We start from the raw sequence: 17107 nt of genomic DNA, 5'->3' as shown, positions 1-17107 counted from the left end.
CTGCCCTCTCCCGCAAGCGGGAGAGGGCGTGGAAAATCCTTATTCCAACTATGATTTATGCCTTGCCTGCAAACAGTCCAACAACTCATAAAAACTAAGTTCACAGGCTTGTAACATCACGAGCAAATGAAAAATCAAATCAGACGCTTCATTGACCAATTCATCGCGCTGATTAGTCACTGCTGCAATGGCAGTTTCAACTGCTTCTTCGCCTACTTTTTGCGCGCAACGGTTGATACCTGATGCGAGTAATTGAGCGGTATAACTCTCGGCGGAGCTTTCTTTTGCGCGATGTTCGATGAGTTGAATCAAGCGATCTAAAAAGCCGAGCTTTGTGTTTATTGGTGGTTGAAAACAACTGGCAAAGCCGAGATGGCAAGCAGGGCCATTGGGTATAACTTGAATAAGTAAACTATCGCCATCACAATCCGGAGCAATCGCTTTGAGTTGCATCGAATGCCCCGAGGATTCGCCTTTAGTCCACAAGCGTTGTTTACTGCGACTATAAAAAGTGATTTGGCCTTTTTCCAAAGTGAGAGCTAAGGCCTCTTGATTCATGTAGCCAAGCATTAATACTTCACCATTGTTGGCATTTTGGATGACGGCCGGTATGAGGCCATCCATTTTTTGCCAAGCTAATTGATTGATCTGTACGCTATTCATAATCTAACCTCAATATTATTGGCTTTAAGTTTCTGTTTCACTTCGTTGATCGATAAAACCCCTTCATGAAAAACTGAAGCAGCTAAAGCACCATCGACTCGTGCTTGTTGGAATACATTCACGAAATCATCGGCATTTCCCGCTCCCCCCGAAGCAATTAATGGGACTTGAATGTGATCGCGAACGAGTTGCAATTGCATGAGATCGTAGCCCTGACGGACTCCATCCGCTTGCATGCAGTTGAGAACGATTTCTCCGGCACCTCGGTCTTGTACCTCAGAAATCCAATCCAGCGTTTTGCGTCTTGAGTTGATTGATTTAGTTTCATCCCCAGTGTATTGGTAAACGTAAAAATCATTGGCTATCCATTGACTATCAATGCCAATGACGATGCATTGATTACCAAATTCTTGGCTGAGATGATTAATTAAGTTGGGATTTTCTAAAGCGGGACTATTGAGCGACAATTTATCGGCCCCCGCATTAAGTAAGGCTCTAGCGGTAGCAAGATTCCGAATACCACCAGCGACGGTGAAAGGGATATTAATTGCAGCAGCAACCTGATTTACCCATTGGGGACTAACTGAGCGTTGGTCGGAGCTTGCGGTAATATCATAAAAAACGAGTTCATCCGCGCCCTCAGCAGAATATTGACTAGCAAGAGATAAAATATCTCCCACTACACGATGGTTACGGAATTTCAGACCTTTCACAACTTGATTATCGCGTACATCAAGGCATGGAATAATACGTTTAGCTACCATTTGCTTGCCTCGTTAAATAAGAAGAAATATCAAAGTCACTCTCGTACAGCATGCGGCCTAAAATTGCTGCCGCTATCCCAAGAGTCGCTAATTGTTCCAAATCGGCGACATCTCGAATTCCGCCTGAAGCCTGCCAATCAATTTGTGGAAAACGGGTGATGGCTTCTTGATAAAGATCAAAATTAGGACCATTCATCATGCCATCACAATTAATATCGGTGCATAGAACCTGGGTAAGGCCTAATTGTTGATAATCATCTACTAATTCCCATAGACTGCGCTCGGTAGTTGTTTGCCAACCATGAATGGCTGGTTTGGGTAGTTTGTTGTCGATTTGCACATCCAAGGCCAAAACAATATTTTCTGGTTTAGCGAGTTCAATGATCTTAAACGTGAGCTCTGGATTGGTGACGGCTAGGCTACCAATGACTAATTTATCAATACCGGCTTGCAAACAATTTTCAGCGGCGTCAAGACTGCGAATTCCACCACCTACTTGCAAACATAAACCAGGTGCATGCATCGCTTGAATCAAGGCCAGTTGTGCGATTCGTCCTGACTTGGCACCATCAAGATCAACAATATGTAGGCGTTGTGCGCCTTGTAAAGCATAGCCCTGTGCCAGAGTAATAGGGGAATAGTCATAAACAGATACTTGATCAAATTGACCCTTGCGCAGCCGTACACATTGACCTTGGTGCAAATCAATCGCTGGAATAATGATCACGATGCCTCCAATAGTAAAAAATTATTGAGTAATTTAAGTCCGGGTTCTGCTGATTTTTCTGGATGAAATTGCATGCCATAAACATTTTCATACTGAACTATAGCGGTGAATTGTTCACTATATTGGCATTTGGCCAGAGCGTTTTCATCATTTAATAAAGCATAGCTATGTACAAAATACACATAATCCTCAGCACTTAAACCCTCCGATAACGATGTAATTTTTGTCCACTGCAATTTTGACCAGCCCATATGTGGCACAGGATAGTTGGAAAGTGCAGGTAGGCGTTTAACCTGGCCGGGTATCCGATTTAGGCAATTGACTTGACCTTCTTCACTATATTCAAGCAATAATTGCATCCCTAGACAAATGCCTAATAAGGGTTGTGTTAACTGCTTAAGCACATCAACTAAGCGATAATGTTTGAGTGCCTCCATACCCGCAGCTGCCGCGCCCACTCCGGGTAAAATCACATGACTGGCGGCGAGAAGATCTTGGGCTTCATGTGTTAACTTATAATCGCATCCCAATCGTTTAAGCGCGTTGGTGAGCGAGGTTAAATTATTACCGCTCACATCAATTACAGCGATCATAAAACCCCCTTTGTTGACGGTAAGCTACTATCACAACGCGCACAAGCTTGACGTAATGCACGACCCAAGGCTTTAAAACAGGCTTCAATCATATGATGGTGATTTTGGCCTTTCACAGAGATGTGTAAAGTGGCCCCAAGACTGCTGGCAAATGAGTTAAAAAAATGTGGAATCATTTCAGTCGCCATGCCACCAACAAATTCACGCGTAAATTGCCCTTCAAAGGCACAGTAACTGCGTCCACCTAGATCGATAGTTACCGAAGCAAGCGACTCATCCATGGGGAGGGTAAAGCCATAACGCGCAAGCCCCCACTTGTCGCCCAGGGCTTTTTTTAAAGCTTCGCCAAGAGCGAGTGCGGTATCTTCAACGAGATGATGTTCATCGACCTCGGTATCGCCTTGCGCATTCATTTGCAAGCTAAATCCTCCGTGTTTAGCTATTTGTTCTAGCATGTGGCTGAAAAAACCGATGGGTGTATTAATGCGACTCGCTGTTTCACTATCGAGATTCACTGCAACCTCTATGCTGGTTTCTTTAGTTTGTCGTTTAATAGAAGCTGTGCGTTCTAAAATAGTTTCAGCAATACCTTGCCAGCCCTGTTCTTGGGAAATGGGAAGAAAAGAAACGCCAATATTATTAGCTAACTCTCTATCAGTTTCTCGATCGCCGATAACCCACGATCGCTGACGGTCAAACTTATTTTGCATTAAAAAAGTATCCAGCAAGCCTGTCTTCGGTTTGCGACAGCTGCAATTGTCTTGTTCTTTGTGAGGGCAAATAAAAATTTCGCTGAAACAAATGCCCTGGGAAGAAAACAAATCAAGAATGAAATCATGGCAATTTTGAAAAGAGGTTTGTGGGAAACTATCGGTCCCTAATCCGTCTTGATTGGAAACCATCACCAATTTAAAACCTGATTTTACTAAGGCTAACAGAGCAGGAATAACTCCCCGACATAAGCGAATTTTGCCAAGCGTATCGACTTGAAAATCACTAGGCTCTTCAACCAGAGTACCGTCTCTATCAATGAATAACAGTTTTTGCATTTATCTCTCCGGCTGAAAATTATTTAATGCGGTTAATAACCGTTGGTTCTGCTCTTGAGTACCGACGGTAATGCGCAACATATTTTGCAAAGGGTCCGCTGTAAAATGGCGTACAGCAATGCCCAACTCGGCAAACCAGGCGTTAAGTTGCTGTGCGTATGACGATATCATCAAAATAAAATTGGTCGTACTCGAATAGATTTTTTCTATCCAAGGAGATTCTTGCAACTGAGAAGCGAGTTTTTCGCGCTCATTTAAAATATAAGTAATATTGTGAGTAAACCAGGTTTTATCTGTTAAGGCATGTTGAGCTAGTTCAATGACAGCACTGGATAAGGTGTAGGGTGGAAGAACGTTTTGGATTGCTTTAATCAGTTGCGGTTGGGCAATGATTGCCCCTAGCCTTAAACCAGCCAAACCATAGGCTTTAGATAAAGTGCGTAAGACAATTAAATTATCAAACGAGGCAAGAAGCGTGGTTGCACTGGATGTTTGGGCGAATTCAATATACGCTTCATCCACAACTACGACCGCCTTAGACCTAAAATAGAGGCAAAGATCGGCGATACTGGCTAAATCGAGCAAATTACCTGTCGGATTATTGGGGCGACAAATCATAATGAGCTTGCAATTGGGTTGCCACAGTGAAAACATTTTTTCAATCGACCAATTAAAATTATTGTTAGCCTCCAGCGGGCAATTAATTATCTCTGCTTGTTGTAAACGGGCATAAAAGGCATACATAGGAAATGTGGGTGAGCATTGCATGAAGCTGTCTCGACCTGCGCATAGAAAAAGCCGCATCAATAAATCGATTCCATCATCGCTACCACGAGTTAAGACAAGTTCCTCATCGCTTACTTGATAATAAGTAGCAATTTGTTGTTGCAATCGTTGAACTTCTCTAGCATCAGGATAATGATTAAGCGGTACTTGCCTCAACGAAGCCGGTGACCAAGGCAATTCATTAGCGTGCAAGCGACAGCTTAATTCATCACCTCCAGGAGCATAACCTTGAAGAGATTTTAAATCGGGGCGAATTAATTCTAATACTGACATGTTAATACTCCAGTGCTTTTAATGTATTTAAACGTAAGGTCACTGCATTCGCATGCGCATCTAAGCCTTCAATAAGCGCTAGGGTTTGCGCTGCTTCGCCTAAAGAATTAAGACCTTCTGCAGAGACTGACTGTACTGTTAATGTCTTTAAAAAATCCATAGTACTCAGGCCGCTGTGATTACGCGCGTAACCATTAGTGGGCAAGACGTGGTTGCTGCCTGTGACATAATCCCCCATTGTTTCAGCAGCCCAGGGTCCTAAAAATACTGTCCCTGCAGCGGTGATAGAAGCGACCCAAGTATTGGCATCGCTACGATTGATAATTAAATGTTCAGGGGCATAACAGTTGATGATCTCAAGTTGTTCAATCGGATTGCTGCAAATTAAAATAAGGCTATTTTGCAATGCCTGCTTGAGAATTGTCTGTCGCGAAAGCGACATTAATTGCTGTTTGAGGGCTTGATTCACTTTAAGAGCAAACTCAAGACTTTCAGCAATTAAAATAACTTGAGAATCCATCCCATGTTCTGCTTGAGCAAGCAGATCAGCAGCAACAAAGGCTGGATTTGCTTGATTATCTGCAAAAACCATCACTTCAGAAGGGCCTGCCGGCATGTCTATTGCGGCACCTGCTGGATCCGCAGCTACCAGAGTTTTCGCTTCGGTGACAAAACTATTGCCGGGTCCAAATAATTTATCCACCTTGGAAATCGTTTCTGTCCCATAAGCCATTGCGGCGATGGCTTGTGCACCGCCAATTTGATAAATAGTTTCAATGCCACAAAGACGGGCTGCGACTAAAAGATGAGGATCAATTTCTCCTTCTGAATTAGGGGGGGTACATAATATTTTTAAAGGGCAACCAGCAACTTGAGCAGGAATAGCCTGCATGAGCAACGAGGAAACCAAGGGCGTATTATTGCCACCAGGAACGTACAAGCCGACTCGATTGATGGGTCTATAAATTCGTTCAATGCTAATTCCTCTGGCCGTGATGATTTGTTTTGGCTGAGGAAGAATTGCTTGATGATAAGCGCGAATCGTTTCTATTGCCTGATTGATAGCCCAATTGGCCTGGGCACTAATTTCGGCTTTCAGAATTCTGTCAACAGATACCCTTAATTCAACCAAATCAACGGCGTCAAATTCGCGCGTGAAGGCAAATAAAGCCTCATCTCCGCGTGTTTTAACTGCTTCAATAATCGCTTGAACTTGTGGTTTAAACGAATTCCTTTGTTTGGGCCTAGACAGTTTTTGCTTTTTTTCTTCTAGGGATAAATTTTGCCAATCATTAATGGTTAACATCGAATTACTCCAGCATTTTTTCAATCGGTAACACCAAAATGGAACTTGCCCCTAAAGATTGGATAGTTTCTAAGGTGTTCCAAAAAATTCCTTCACTGGATACTACATGCACGGCCACTTTGTCGGGATGGGCAGGCAAAGGCAAAATGGTTGGTGATTCGGCACCGGGTAAGCGTTCACAAATTCGGTCTAAAGCGGTTTTAGGAGCATGAAAGAGAATGTACTTGCGCTCAGCTGCTTGTTGTACAGCTTGAATGCGTCTTTGCAACATAGTAAACAGTTCTTGTATCGCCGTGCTAATAGGTTGAGTCGCTTGGATGAAAACCGCCTGACTCGTTAAAACAGTATCTACTTCTATCAACTTATTATCTTCCAGCGTTTGGCCAGTGGAAACAAGGTCGCAAATGGCATCTGCCATGCCCATACGAGGGGCAACTTCAACTGAACCGGAGAGCACCAAGCTTTCCGCACAAATTTGTTGAGCAGCGAGGTATTGAGCAAGCAAAAGAGGATAACTGGTCGCGATTCGTTTGCCATCTAACGAGCCTGGACCACGATAATCAAAATCCTCAGGAACTGCAATTGCAAGGCGACAGCGACAGGTTCCGAGATTTAAAAGGCTGTTATAACGTTTATCCGGTGCTCCGAGGGCTGCTTCTAATAGAACATTTTCACCGACAATACCGCCGTCACATAAACCATCAAAAACCAAGGTAGGGATATCGTCATCGCGAACGAAGAGCAAGTCAATAGGAAGATTGTCGACATGAGTCAGTAATGCGTTATCTTTAATACGAAATTTTAGACCACAGCGTTGTAATAAATTAAGCGATTCTTGTGCTAAACGACCTTTTTTTTGTAAAGCCAAACGAAGACGTGTTTTCACGGTTGCTCCAAACGATCTGCAATTAAGTTATAACCTCCGCTACCAAAGCTAAGACAACGTGCGACGCGAGTAATCGTTGTTACACTTACTCCAGTTTGCTCATGAATGGTCCGATAAGGGAGCCCTTCGCGAAGCAAGGGAATTACTTCCCAGCGATCGGCCATTGCTTCAAGCTCAGCAGGTGTACAGAGATCTGTAAAGAAAGCTAAAGCTTCTTCTGTATTTTCAAGCAAGCTGATGGCATGCATGAGTTGATGAACTGATTGATGTTTATGAGGATGTTGTTTCATGATAATGTATTAACGTAATATAACATTAACTCAGTCTAGCGTGATTTTACCTGCTCCGTCAACCTTAGATCTCTATTTTTTTCTTGACAGTATCTTCGCTTTACGTTGATATTGTCCTTTTCTGTTGGAGAAGGGAATGCTGCTGGAAAAAGATAAGTCCTGTTTATTGCTTATTGATGTGCAAGATAAATTAACCCCCCACGTACTGCATGCAGAAGCGATAGTAGAGCGCTGCCAATGGCTGATGCAATTAGCTACAGAATTTGATGTGCCCGTACTAGTAAGCGAGCAATATCCCAAAGGCTTAGGCGCAACAGTTGAGTCTTTACGCAGCCTGGTACCTCAAGATAGATTTATCGAGAAAGTGCAGTTTTCTTGTTTTCGTGCCCCCGATTTTAAGCCGAAGCTCCAGTCTCTCAATAGAAAGCAGATGGTGTTAATTGGCATCGAAGCTCATGTTTGTGTCTTGCAGACTGCCTTGGATTTGCAGAAAGTAGGTTATGACGTATTTGTCGTGGTTGATGCAGTAAGTAGTCGATTTGAACTGGACTATCGATATGGACTTAAGCGCATGAAGCAAGTGGGCGTTCATTTAGTTACCTCAGAAATGGTGTTTTTTGAGTGGGTTGGCCAAGCTGGGACGACTCAATTCAAAGCATTAAGTAAAGCTTACTTACAATAATATAATGATTCGGAGCAGGGATGAATTTAGATAATCAAATCGCCATTATCACCGGTGGTTCCTCGGGAATGGGTAGAGCTTGTGCACAGATGTTAAGTGAGCGGGGCGTGAGAGTCGTTGTTTGGGATCAACAAATTGAAAAAGACAGCCAGCTCAAGTTGGCCCTCGCTATTGCTTGTGATGTCAGTTCTGCTGAAGAAGTTGAGCGCGCGATAGAAAAAACAATTGCGCAAGTTGGCACTCCCAGAATTTGTATTAACTGTGCTGGAATTGCTCCTGCTAAGCGGATGTTTGGCAAAGAGGGCATTATGCCTCTTGCTGCATTTAAACAGGTTATTGATATTAATTTAGTCGGAACATTTAACGTGATGCGAGTTGTCGCCGACGCGATGTCCAAACTTGAACTTGAAATAAATTCTCAAGAGCGGGGAGTGATCATCAATACCGCATCAGTTGCTGCTTTTGAAGGGCAAATCGGGCAAATGGCGTATAGTGCTTCGAAAGGCGGAGTAGTAGCGATGACTTTACCTGCCGCACGTGAGCTTGCTCAGCATGCAATTCGAGTGAATACAGTTGCTCCTGGTTTAATTGCTACGCCTTTACTGTTGAATATGCCACAAGAAGTACAGGATAACCTAGCGGCAACAGTCACCTTTCCTAAGCGTTTAGGAAAACCTGAAGAATTTGCAGCGCTTGTTTTGCATATTATTGAAAATAGTATGATTAATGGCGAAGTGATTCGCTTGGACGGGGCTTTGCGTATGCAGGCGCGTTAACAGTTTCCTCTCCCGCGAAGGAAGTCATCGAATTGAACTTCTTGCGCGAGAAGTTGAGGGGAGAGGGAAATCTTCCTGACAAGATCATAGAATTAGCGATTATAAAATTCTTTTCCAATGATGCATTTGTAAAGAAATCAAGCTTTCTCATGACAACTGGATGCTGTCGAAGTTTTTACATCGCCAGTCGCAGTGTAAATATTAATGGCATTAGAAGGATTTTGACCGGTTAGTATACTAATAAGGTCTTGGCGGCTGTTGATATTAGATGAAATGACTTGACCATTGATTGAGTTCAACTCTCTACACTCAGCAATTTTTTCTGCTAGCTGATTATTTAATTGATTAACTTGATTGGCTTCTTCTAGGGAACAGGGTTTTAAAAAAGCTTGCAGTGCGAGCTTGGTATCATTGTTATAGGCTGGTAGCTCGAGGAGTTGAAGGCGATTATTGGCACTTTCTTCTAGCTGACTAGAAAGCGTTTCTTTTTGATTTGCGATCGTTTCCAGTGTCGTAAATTGGCGTTCGGCGAGTGCTTTTTTTTCTTCAGACAGCCGTTTAATCAATTCGTCAATCCAATTGATTTCTTGTTTTAGCTGGGTGATTAGCAGGGTAATCTTGCTATTAGTCATGGAAGTCCCTTGAGATATAAAGATAAAAAACGAATAATCTTTCTTGAATTACCTGTACTTCGCTGGGCTCCATACAGGTACTTGTTTTTAGGCTAATTCGATATCATCAAGCATTTTTGCTGCAATTTGATCACTTAGAATGCGATAGCGTCCGCTAGCCAGCTCTTCTTTAAGAAATTTTATTCTTGTATGGTTAACTTCTGGTGCTTTGAGAATAACTTCTTTTAAGGCTGAGAGATGTTTTGAAGTACTACTAATACTTACATGATTAGCATCATCAGCAGGTAGATCGTCAGAAGCAGTAACTTGTGTGCGCTGTTGCTGAACACGATTTTCTGTCTCTACGCGCTTGACGTTATTCATATCATTAAGTGGATTTACCATAACATTGCTCTCAATTGCACTCATCATGGTTATCGGCTCCTATCATGAAATCTTTAGAAAATATCGTTCAATATCCAAGCTATAACATATTTATAAAGTCATGTCATCATGATTTTAAATAATTTTTTAAATAGTCACTTTCACTTGTTTATTTGCACTAATTCTTGCTTCTATGATTCGCTTAGAAGATAAATTTTGTACTTTAATGGTATCTCCGAGTGCACCATCATTTAAAGCGATTCCATTCATGCTTACATTAATCATCTCGTTGACTGCCTGAATACTGACTTGCTCACCGCGATGAATAAGCAAAGGAGTTTCTAGATTAAAAGGGGTCACGATGGCACCTTCAGCCAAGTTTTGTTTACAAACTTGATCTCTAATCTCTTGAACATCCGAGAAATATCCATGTTTTAATTGGCTTACATCGATTTTTAATTTATCAAAATCATTGTCAGAAAGTTGTGTTCCCTTGGGTATTGGACGGTTAGTTACCAGGACCCATTTTTTTAGAGAAATTTTGAGGGGTATATAGAGAGTCCAATGCGTGTCTGGTTCACGGCATCTAACACCAATGGTTGTAGTATGTAAAATAGGTGTTTTATAAGGATTAAATATTTCCAACTCACTCTCTTTACAAGCTTTCAAGTTTAATCGAGGATCTATTTTTTCGGCAGATACTTCGATTTCGTCATGATTTTGAGTTGATAATTCACTTAAAGCAAAGCGCTCTACTTTTTGTTGAAGTAGCTCTAATGATTGCTTAGGCGCAGCTTGTAGTAGGCTTGATGCAAGAATAAACATTAAACCCAGAAAGACAGATTTCAACATAGACTAAACCTCAATCTATTCTCCTTTTGATAATCTTGCTGATTTTGGAACAGAGTAAATTGATTAAGAACTATCGTCAAGTTTCGGTTTAGCCGTAATTACGCATTTTCTAAAAATGGAAATAAAATTTATAATTGCCCACCAAACTGAGATGTAAAGGATCAATGTATGCTGAAACTTGGATTTATTGTTGTTTGTTTTTTGCCTTTTACTTTTGCTCTAGCTGCTAATCATCATCCGCAAGAGTTCCTTCAATCGATAAAAGGGACTAAGGATGAAGGAGCGCAAATTGTGAAGCATTTCTGTTCTAGCTGTCATGCAGAGAAACCTTTAATACCACTTGGTGCACCGAGAGTTGGAAATGAAAATGATTGGACCCCAAGAGTCAAAAATGGGATTAAGAGCCTGTTTAAGCATACGGAAGAAGGATTTAATGCAATGCCAGCACGTGGCGGATGCTTTGAATGTAGCGATGAGCAGTTGGTTTTAGCCTTAATAGCTATGCTTCCCGAGCCTCTTAAAAAAGAAGTTTTAAGCGATGAAAAAGACAAAAAATAAACACAAAGTAAAAATAATTTATAAAAAGACCTAAATTTATTCAAAAACCTTCCGATAATATAAAAAAAAAGAGGGAGGTAACACCCATGAAAAAGCAACTAGTCATTGGCTCGTTGTCAGTGTTAGCAGCATCTTGTGCGTCAATGGATCGATCAGTGCCCATAGTAGATGATGCGGGACATACGCATTATACAATGAGCGTTGATTCAGATCATAGGGGCGTAGGTAGTTTCCCAGCACAGCGTGAGGCCACAGGGAATAAAGTATTTATTTTTGACCCTAAAGCCGCCGCTTGGGCAGCTTATGATGCACAAGGTAACCGCGTTAAAACCGGAAGTGCATCAGGAGGTAAAGACTTCTGCGAAGATATTGGTAGGGGCTGTCGTACAGTCACTGGAACTTACCATGTTTATTCTAAGAAAGGGGAGGAATGTACTTCAAGTCTTTATCCTATTGAAACAGGTGGTGGTGCACGTATGCCATACTGTATGCACTTCAGCGGAGGCTATTCTATCCATGCTGCCTACGAAGTACCTAACTATAATGCTAGCCATGGTTGCATTCGAGTTTTACCAAGTGCTGCAAAATGGTTAAACCAAGACTTCTTGAATGTAGGTTCTACAGTAATTGTTAAATCCTACTAATAAGAAAAATAAGAAAGACGAAACCTGGTTGTCGCTTTGCGACACCAGGTTTGTTTTCGCTTATAAATATTTTTTTAATAAAGAATTAATCTGGGCCGGATTAGCCTGCCCTTTAGTTTCTTTCATCACTTGGCCTACAAAAAAACCAATTAATTTTTCTTTACCTGCGCGGTAATCAGCGGCTTGCTCAGGGTATTGATTAACAATTGCTTGTACGATTCCCTCGAGCAAGACATTGTTGCTCGCTTGCAGGTATCCTTCTTTTTGAATAATTTCATCGACTGTTCCTTCTCCAGCCCATAGCTTGGCAAAAATTTGTTTAGCGATTTGCATTGAAAATTTTTGTTCTGCAAGCTGGGTTAATAAGGGTGCGAATGCTGATGGTGAAACAGGAGTATTTTCAAAGCTGAGATTTACTTCATTGAGCGCTGCGGCAAAACTTCCTTTAAGCCAGTTCACAATCATTTTGTCGTCAGCTTGAGTGAGCTGTTTTAACTCGCTAAAAAATTGATAAATTGCGGGTGCTGAAAGAATAAAATGGATATCTTCTTCATTTAAATTTTCATTCTTTCTGAGAGTTATTCTGAGTGCCTCGGGCAAGGGCGGCATTGCTTGTTTAATTTGTTCTAAATCCTGCGAGTGAATTTGGATAGGCAATAAATCAGGATCAGGAAAATAGCGGTAATCATTTTCATTTTCTTTCGAGCGTAGAAGCTGAGTCATATTAGTGTTAGGACAATACAATCGTGTTTCTTGATAAATTGGTTGTCCGGTTTCAAGTAGGTCCTGATGTCTCATTTGTTCATAACGAATCGCTTTCTCAATGAAGCGAAAAGAATTAAGATTTTTTATTTCACTGCGAGTCCCTAATTTCTCTGAGCCTTGCGGCTTAAGGGAAATATTCACATCGCAACGAAAAGAACCTTCTTGCATATTTCCATCGCAGATCCCTAAAAATCGCACTAAAAGATGTAGTGCTTTGAGATAACTGACTGCTTCTTCTGCTGAAGTTAAACAAGGCGCCGTCACAATCTCAAGTAGCGGCGTGCCTGCTCGATTCAGGTCAATGCCTGTATATTGCGAATGAGCTTCGTGTAAGGATTTACCTGCATCTTCTTCTAAATGAGCTCTTACAATCTCAACTCGCTTTTCAGAACCTTCAACCTCAATGTTCAAATAACCATTGGCAACAATAGGTCGCTGGAATTGACTAATTTGATAACCTTTCGGTAAATCGGGATAAAAATAATTTTTGCGTTCAAAATAGGAATAGTTATTGATCGTAGCATTAATGGCTAAACCAAATTGAATGGCCATATGTACTGCTTGTTGATTGAGGACAGGTAAAACACCTGGAAGACCTGCATCAATAAAACAGGTTTGTGTGTTGGGTGCTGCGCCGAAAGCAGTAGCAGCGCCAGAGAACAATTTCGATTTTGTTCGTAATTGGGCGTGAACTTCAAGACCAATAACAGTATCCCATGCCATAAATCACCTTTCGAAGGTCGGTCTGGCTTGGTGCCAGTCAGTACATTGTTGATAATGGTGAGCACAATTAAGCAATAGTGCTTCGCTGAAATGTTTGCCAATTAACTGCATGCCAATAGGCAATCCTTGACTAAATCCTGCAGGAATAGACAGTGCAGGTATTCCCGCCAAGTTTGCAGCCACGGTAAATACATCGGCTAAATAATTTTGGATTGGGTCCGCTATTTTCTCCCCTAGTTTGAACGCGCAAGTCGGGGTAGTGGGACCTAAAATAATATCCACTTGGTTTAAGTAGTCTTGCAGTTCATTTTGGATTAACCGTCGAATTTTTAACGCTTGTAGGTAGTAATCGTCAAAATAACCAGCGGAAAGCACATGTGTGCCGGTTAGGATACGACGTTTGACTTCGAGGCCAAATCCTTCGGTGCGTGTATTGATAATTTGTTCGTGTAAGCTGCTCCCTTTTGTACTGCGATAACCAAAACGTACGCCGTCATAACGCGATAAATTTGATGAAGCCTCCGCACAAGCAATGACATAGTAGCAGGGTACCCATAGAGCTTGCAGTTTTAAGTCAAGTTCGATTATTTCAGCACCTTCCTGCTGGAAAATTTTTACAGCTGCATAAAGGGCTTGTTGAATATCGTTATCCACTTCTTTTTGAAAAAAACAAGAAGGCAAGCCAATACGTAAACCTTTAATTGAGCGATTTAAAGAGGCTGAATAATTAGGAATAGGCTGATCAACTGAAGTCGAATCCTTGGGATCAAATCCTATCATGGCTTGTAAGATCAGAGCTAAATCTTCTGCAGATCTAGCCAAGGGACCACCTTGATCAAGGCTCGAAGCAAAGGCAATCATACCAAAGCGAGACACCAAGCCATAGGTGGGTTTTATCCCTGAAATTCCACAAAATGCGGCGGGTTGTCTTATAGAGCCTCCGGTATCGGTACCGGTTGCAAAAGGAACTAGACCAGCCGCTACTGCCGCAGCAGAACCACCAGAAGATCCGCCGGAAACTCGTTTTTCATCCCAGGGATTTTTGACAGGCCCAAAATAACTGTTTTCATTAGCTGAGCCCATCGCAAATTCATCCATATTGGTTTTACCCAATAAGATTACTCCTTGTTCTGCTAAACGAGTAACGGCTGTTGCTTGATAAGGAGAATAATAATTTTCAAGCATTTTTGAGCCGCAAGTGGTGGCTAACTCTTTGGTGCAAAAAATATCTTTATGGGCCATCGGTAGGCCCGTTAAAGATTTTGCTTGCCCTGTTTGGAGCAATTTATCCGCTTCTTTAGCGGCGCTGAATGCCTGTTCTTCATCGATTACACTAATAAACGCATTCAGTGTCTGATGTTGTTGAATACGATTAAGGTAGTGTTTAGTTAATTCTATACTTGAAAATTCCCGCTGCCGCAGCGAATGGAGTAATTCAGATAAAGAGAGCTTGTGCATAGGTTTATTGTCCTGAATCAGAATCGATAACCTTGGGAACTTGATAGAGTTCGTTTTCGAAAAGCGGAGCAAGAGCTGCCAACTGTGCTTGACAATTTTCTTCAGTTACTTCGTCCGCTCTGAAACGCTGCTGCAGCTCAGAGGGGTGAAACAGGGGCGTAGTCTTGCTGGTGTCTACTTTACGTAATTGCTCCACAAAATCCATGATTGCATGAACTTCTTCTGCTAATTGGCTATGCTCATCGGATTCGCTATCTAGGTAGGCTAATTGTTCTATCTTTTTTAAGTCTTGTTCGTTGAATGACATAATGAATTCCAAAATAATTAAGGAAAAAGTATACCTTGCATTGTATACCTGGGGAATTATTTTCCGATATTTATCTAAGGTTTGGCGAATCCCCGTGGCTTGACCACAGGGGGCATTCTAAATAAAAAACTAGACTGTTGCGACTCTATCGAATTTCTGGCCCGAAATACAAGCTGCTTGGATTTTTGCTTGTAAGGCATAAACAAATTCGGTAACTGTAGTAACCGGTTGATCAACGATACAATCGGCATGGCCTTGTTTGATAAATGATCTCAAGTCGTTTCCTAAGCGTCCGTTTCTTAGAGTCGATAAATGAGCGATTAAATCGATGGGTTTTCCCTCTGCATCAAAATATTCTCCTCTTAATACTCTCTTTAAATCCGCAAGTGCTGTCATTTTTTGCTTATAGCTTTTTTGAAATAGACCTAAGACATTGAGATACAAATATTCTTTAGTGTCACCATATTCATCTTTTTGTTCCCTGCGTGTATGGTGATAATTATCCATGATGCTATTTAACTCATACAATCTGTTCTCTTTTAAAAATTCTACGCTGCGCTCAACTACAAACTGGTCAAGTGCTTGAACTATCGCCTGATTAGTATTTTGAACGGCAATTTCTCTGGCAGAGCGGTAGGCCCCCTGTTTTTCGCAAACATTAATATCGATGCCAGATACTTGCAGTAAAGCTTCTACTGCGTCTGCATTATTTTGAATGACGGCATCGATAAGAGCGACGTGACCATCATTAGATCGAACATTAACATCAGCACCAGCTTGTATTAATTGGGTGATATTTTGTAGGTCGCCATTTTGAACAGCACGTAGGAGTGGGGTATAACCCAGTCGGTCTTGAACATTTAAATCTGGATGTGGTTCAATGTTTTTTCTTTTTGAGGATGATTTAAGGGCTGTAGTTAAACCAAATTTAGCTCTAAACGTTTCAATTTCTTCTGCATTATATTTCACTGGTATAAATGCTTCGACTGGGTCACCAATGAAAGCTGCAAAACTCAGTTCACTTATGCTTAAGGCATCCACTGCTTGCTGCCTTATAGCGCCCTTTTCGATTAAAAATCGGGCTATTTGGGGATGCTTATAGTCAATTGCTAGTATAAGAGGAGTCATTAAAGTTGCTTTAGCTGAGATAGGAGGTTCAACGTAATTTACGTCAGCTCCTTTTTCATTCACTAGAAATTCTACGGCTGGCAAATTTCCCGCTGAGACGGCAAATAGTAAGGCGGTATCGTAATCAAAGGCTTTCTCGCTTGCTGCAATTAACTCTTTGGCAATATCTAACTTTCCTTGAGAACAAGCTTTCTGGAAGTCAGCCTGAGAGGGAACTACTCCTGCCTGTAGTAATAGTTTAATAGTATCAAAACTACCGCTAATAACAGCCGCAGTGAATGCTTTTCGAGCAGAAGCAGAGTGGGGGTCGAAATTTTTGGCAGCAATAAGTAGTTCAACAAGAGCCGATTTATTTTGTTCTGCGGCTATAATTAGCGCAGTTTTTTTGCTTTGCTTAAATTCAAGGTCAACAATATTAGGCACTCTTTCCGTGAGTGCTTCTAAAAGCTCCTTATCATTTTCACGAATTGCAATTTTGAGAACAGGCTCTAATTCATCCAATCTTATCGCTACTTTTATCGCAACTAGACCTGATAGTTCTATTCGATGAACCAAATCATGTTGTTTAATGCTGATTTGATGCTCGGCTAGTTGCTTGAGATAATAATGGAATACAATGGATTCAGCTTGATTTTCAAAAAGCCCGTTCGCGGCGCGAGTTTTATGCAAGCGTTCTAGTCGAGCATCAATTTTCTTCTCTAAGTTATCAAGTGACTGAACCATAACGATTTCTTTATCAAATAAAACTACATCTTAGCAAAGGATTCTTAAGGGAAACTTAGAGGTTTCTTAAGGAAAACTTAAGCGCTTGGAATTTGAAAAGAAAGCCGCTTGCAGTGCATTAGTTTTAAAGTAGAATGAATAAATGTCCTTTTTTCTTGA

20 protein-coding genes are annotated in these 17107 nt (G+C 41.4%); 4 read left to right on the top strand and 16 right to left on the bottom strand.

Features of this window, described 5'->3' with window-relative positions:
* Positions 1-48: 48 nt before the first annotated feature.
* The 9 genes from hisIE to Ldro_RS02350 are packed head-to-tail and all read right to left on the bottom strand — an operon-like array spanning position 49 to position 7337.
* Positions 49-663 (bottom strand): bifunctional phosphoribosyl-AMP cyclohydrolase/phosphoribosyl-ATP diphosphatase HisIE, encoded by a 615-nt coding sequence (hisIE, locus tag Ldro_RS02390; RefSeq protein WP_058494827.1) that lies wholly within the window; start codon positions 661-663, stop codon positions 49-51.
* Positions 660-1427 carry an imidazole glycerol phosphate synthase subunit HisF gene (hisF, locus tag Ldro_RS02385; protein WP_058494826.1) on the bottom strand — a complete coding sequence of 256 codons (768 nt, stop codon included), beginning with the start codon at positions 1425-1427 and terminating at the stop codon, positions 660-662. The genes hisIE and hisF overlap by 4 nt, the downstream gene beginning before the upstream one ends.
* Positions 1417-2154 carry a 1-(5-phosphoribosyl)-5-[(5-phosphoribosylamino)methylideneamino]imidazole-4-carboxamide isomerase gene (locus Ldro_RS02380; protein ID WP_058494825.1) on the bottom strand — a complete coding sequence of 246 codons (738 nt, stop codon included), beginning with the start codon at positions 2152-2154 and terminating at the stop codon, positions 1417-1419. The genes hisF and Ldro_RS02380 overlap by 11 nt, the downstream gene beginning before the upstream one ends.
* Positions 2151-2747: an imidazole glycerol phosphate synthase subunit HisH gene (hisH, locus tag Ldro_RS02375; RefSeq protein WP_058494824.1), complete on the bottom strand. Its 597-nt coding sequence runs from the start codon at positions 2745-2747 to the stop codon at positions 2151-2153. Before hisH ends, Ldro_RS02380 begins: the two co-directional genes overlap by 4 nt.
* Positions 2744-3796, bottom strand: a complete 1053-nt coding sequence (gene hisB / locus Ldro_RS02370; protein ID WP_058494823.1) for a bifunctional histidinol-phosphatase/imidazoleglycerol-phosphate dehydratase HisB — start codon at positions 3794-3796, stop codon at positions 2744-2746. The genes hisH and hisB overlap by 4 nt, the downstream gene beginning before the upstream one ends.
* Positions 3797-4855, bottom strand: coding sequence for a histidinol-phosphate transaminase (hisC, locus tag Ldro_RS02365; protein WP_058494822.1), 1059 nt, complete (start codon positions 4853-4855; stop codon positions 3797-3799). It abuts the gene before it with no gap.
* Position 4856: 1 nt separating this feature from the next.
* Positions 4857-6161, bottom strand: coding sequence for a histidinol dehydrogenase (hisD, locus tag Ldro_RS02360; RefSeq protein WP_058494821.1), 1305 nt, complete (start codon positions 6159-6161; stop codon positions 4857-4859).
* 4 nt (positions 6162-6165) lie between these two features.
* Complete coding sequence (gene hisG / locus Ldro_RS02355; protein ID WP_058494820.1) at positions 6166-7047, bottom strand: ATP phosphoribosyltransferase; 882 nt, start codon at positions 7045-7047, stop codon at positions 6166-6168.
* On the bottom strand, positions 7044-7337 hold the full coding sequence (locus Ldro_RS02350; RefSeq protein WP_058494819.1) for a YerC/YecD family TrpR-related protein: 294 nt from the start codon (positions 7335-7337) through the stop codon (positions 7044-7046). The genes hisG and Ldro_RS02350 overlap by 4 nt, the downstream gene beginning before the upstream one ends.
* Before the next feature lie 136 nt (positions 7338-7473).
* Between Ldro_RS02350 and Ldro_RS02345 the strand changes: the two genes are divergently transcribed.
* Both Ldro_RS02345 and Ldro_RS02340 read left to right on the top strand, forming a co-directional pair.
* On the top strand, positions 7474-8019 hold the full coding sequence (locus Ldro_RS02345) for a hydrolase (protein ID WP_058494818.1): 546 nt from the start codon (positions 7474-7476) through the stop codon (positions 8017-8019).
* Positions 8020-8039: 20 nt separating this feature from the next.
* Entirely contained in the window at positions 8040-8795 is a 756-nt protein-coding gene (locus Ldro_RS02340; protein WP_058494817.1) for an SDR family NAD(P)-dependent oxidoreductase, read from the top strand.
* A gap of 137 nt (positions 8796-8932) precedes the next feature.
* Here Ldro_RS02340 and Ldro_RS02335 read toward each other — a convergent pair whose 3' ends face one another.
* The 3 genes from Ldro_RS02335 to flgA all read right to left on the bottom strand — a co-directional run bounded on the left by Ldro_RS02335 (position 8933) and on the right by flgA (position 10642).
* Positions 8933-9427: a flagella synthesis protein FlgN gene (locus Ldro_RS02335; RefSeq protein WP_065235881.1), complete on the bottom strand. Its 495-nt coding sequence runs from the start codon at positions 9425-9427 to the stop codon at positions 8933-8935.
* 87 nt (positions 9428-9514) lie between these two features.
* Positions 9515-9838: a flagellar biosynthesis anti-sigma factor FlgM gene (gene flgM / locus Ldro_RS02330; protein WP_058494816.1), complete on the bottom strand. Its 324-nt coding sequence runs from the start codon at positions 9836-9838 to the stop codon at positions 9515-9517.
* A gap of 99 nt (positions 9839-9937) precedes the next feature.
* Complete coding sequence (gene flgA / locus Ldro_RS02325; RefSeq protein WP_065235880.1) at positions 9938-10642, bottom strand: flagellar basal body P-ring formation chaperone FlgA; 705 nt, start codon at positions 10640-10642, stop codon at positions 9938-9940.
* Positions 10643-10810: 168 nt separating this feature from the next.
* Between flgA and Ldro_RS02320 the strand changes: the two genes are divergently transcribed.
* Together Ldro_RS02320 and Ldro_RS02315 are read left to right on the top strand one after the other, a co-directional pair.
* Positions 10811-11200, top strand: a complete 390-nt coding sequence (locus Ldro_RS02320) for a c-type cytochrome (protein ID WP_058494815.1) — start codon at positions 10811-10813, stop codon at positions 11198-11200.
* An 86-nt stretch (positions 11201-11286) separates the two neighbouring features.
* Positions 11287-11844, top strand: a complete 558-nt coding sequence (locus tag Ldro_RS02315) for a L,D-transpeptidase (protein ID WP_058494814.1) — start codon at positions 11287-11289, stop codon at positions 11842-11844.
* Positions 11845-11904: 60 nt separating this feature from the next.
* Here the strand turns inward: Ldro_RS02315 and gatB are convergent, their stop codons facing one another.
* The 4 genes from gatB to Ldro_RS02295 form a co-directional block, all read right to left on the bottom strand.
* Entirely contained in the window at positions 11905-13332 is a 1428-nt protein-coding gene (gatB, locus tag Ldro_RS02310; protein ID WP_058494813.1) for an Asp-tRNA(Asn)/Glu-tRNA(Gln) amidotransferase subunit GatB, read from the bottom strand.
* Positions 13333-13335: 3 nt separating this feature from the next.
* A complete protein-coding gene (gatA, locus tag Ldro_RS02305; protein WP_058494812.1) occupies positions 13336-14790 on the bottom strand; it encodes an Asp-tRNA(Asn)/Glu-tRNA(Gln) amidotransferase subunit GatA in 1455 nt (484 codons plus the stop codon).
* Between the two features lie 4 nt (positions 14791-14794).
* Positions 14795-15097, bottom strand: a complete 303-nt coding sequence (gene gatC / locus Ldro_RS02300; protein ID WP_058494811.1) for an Asp-tRNA(Asn)/Glu-tRNA(Gln) amidotransferase subunit GatC — start codon at positions 15095-15097, stop codon at positions 14795-14797.
* A gap of 129 nt (positions 15098-15226) precedes the next feature.
* Positions 15227-16948, bottom strand: a complete 1722-nt coding sequence (locus tag Ldro_RS02295) for an ankyrin repeat domain-containing protein (protein ID WP_058494810.1) — start codon at positions 16946-16948, stop codon at positions 15227-15229.
* Positions 16949-17107: the final 159 nt, after the last annotated feature.

It is taken from the genome of Legionella drozanskii LLAP-1 (genome assembly GCF_001467585.1).
In the GTDB taxonomy this organism is placed as follows: Bacteria; Pseudomonadota; Gammaproteobacteria; order Legionellales; family Legionellaceae; genus Tatlockia; species Tatlockia drozanskii.
This window is presented reverse-complemented; position numbering and strand designations above follow the sequence as displayed.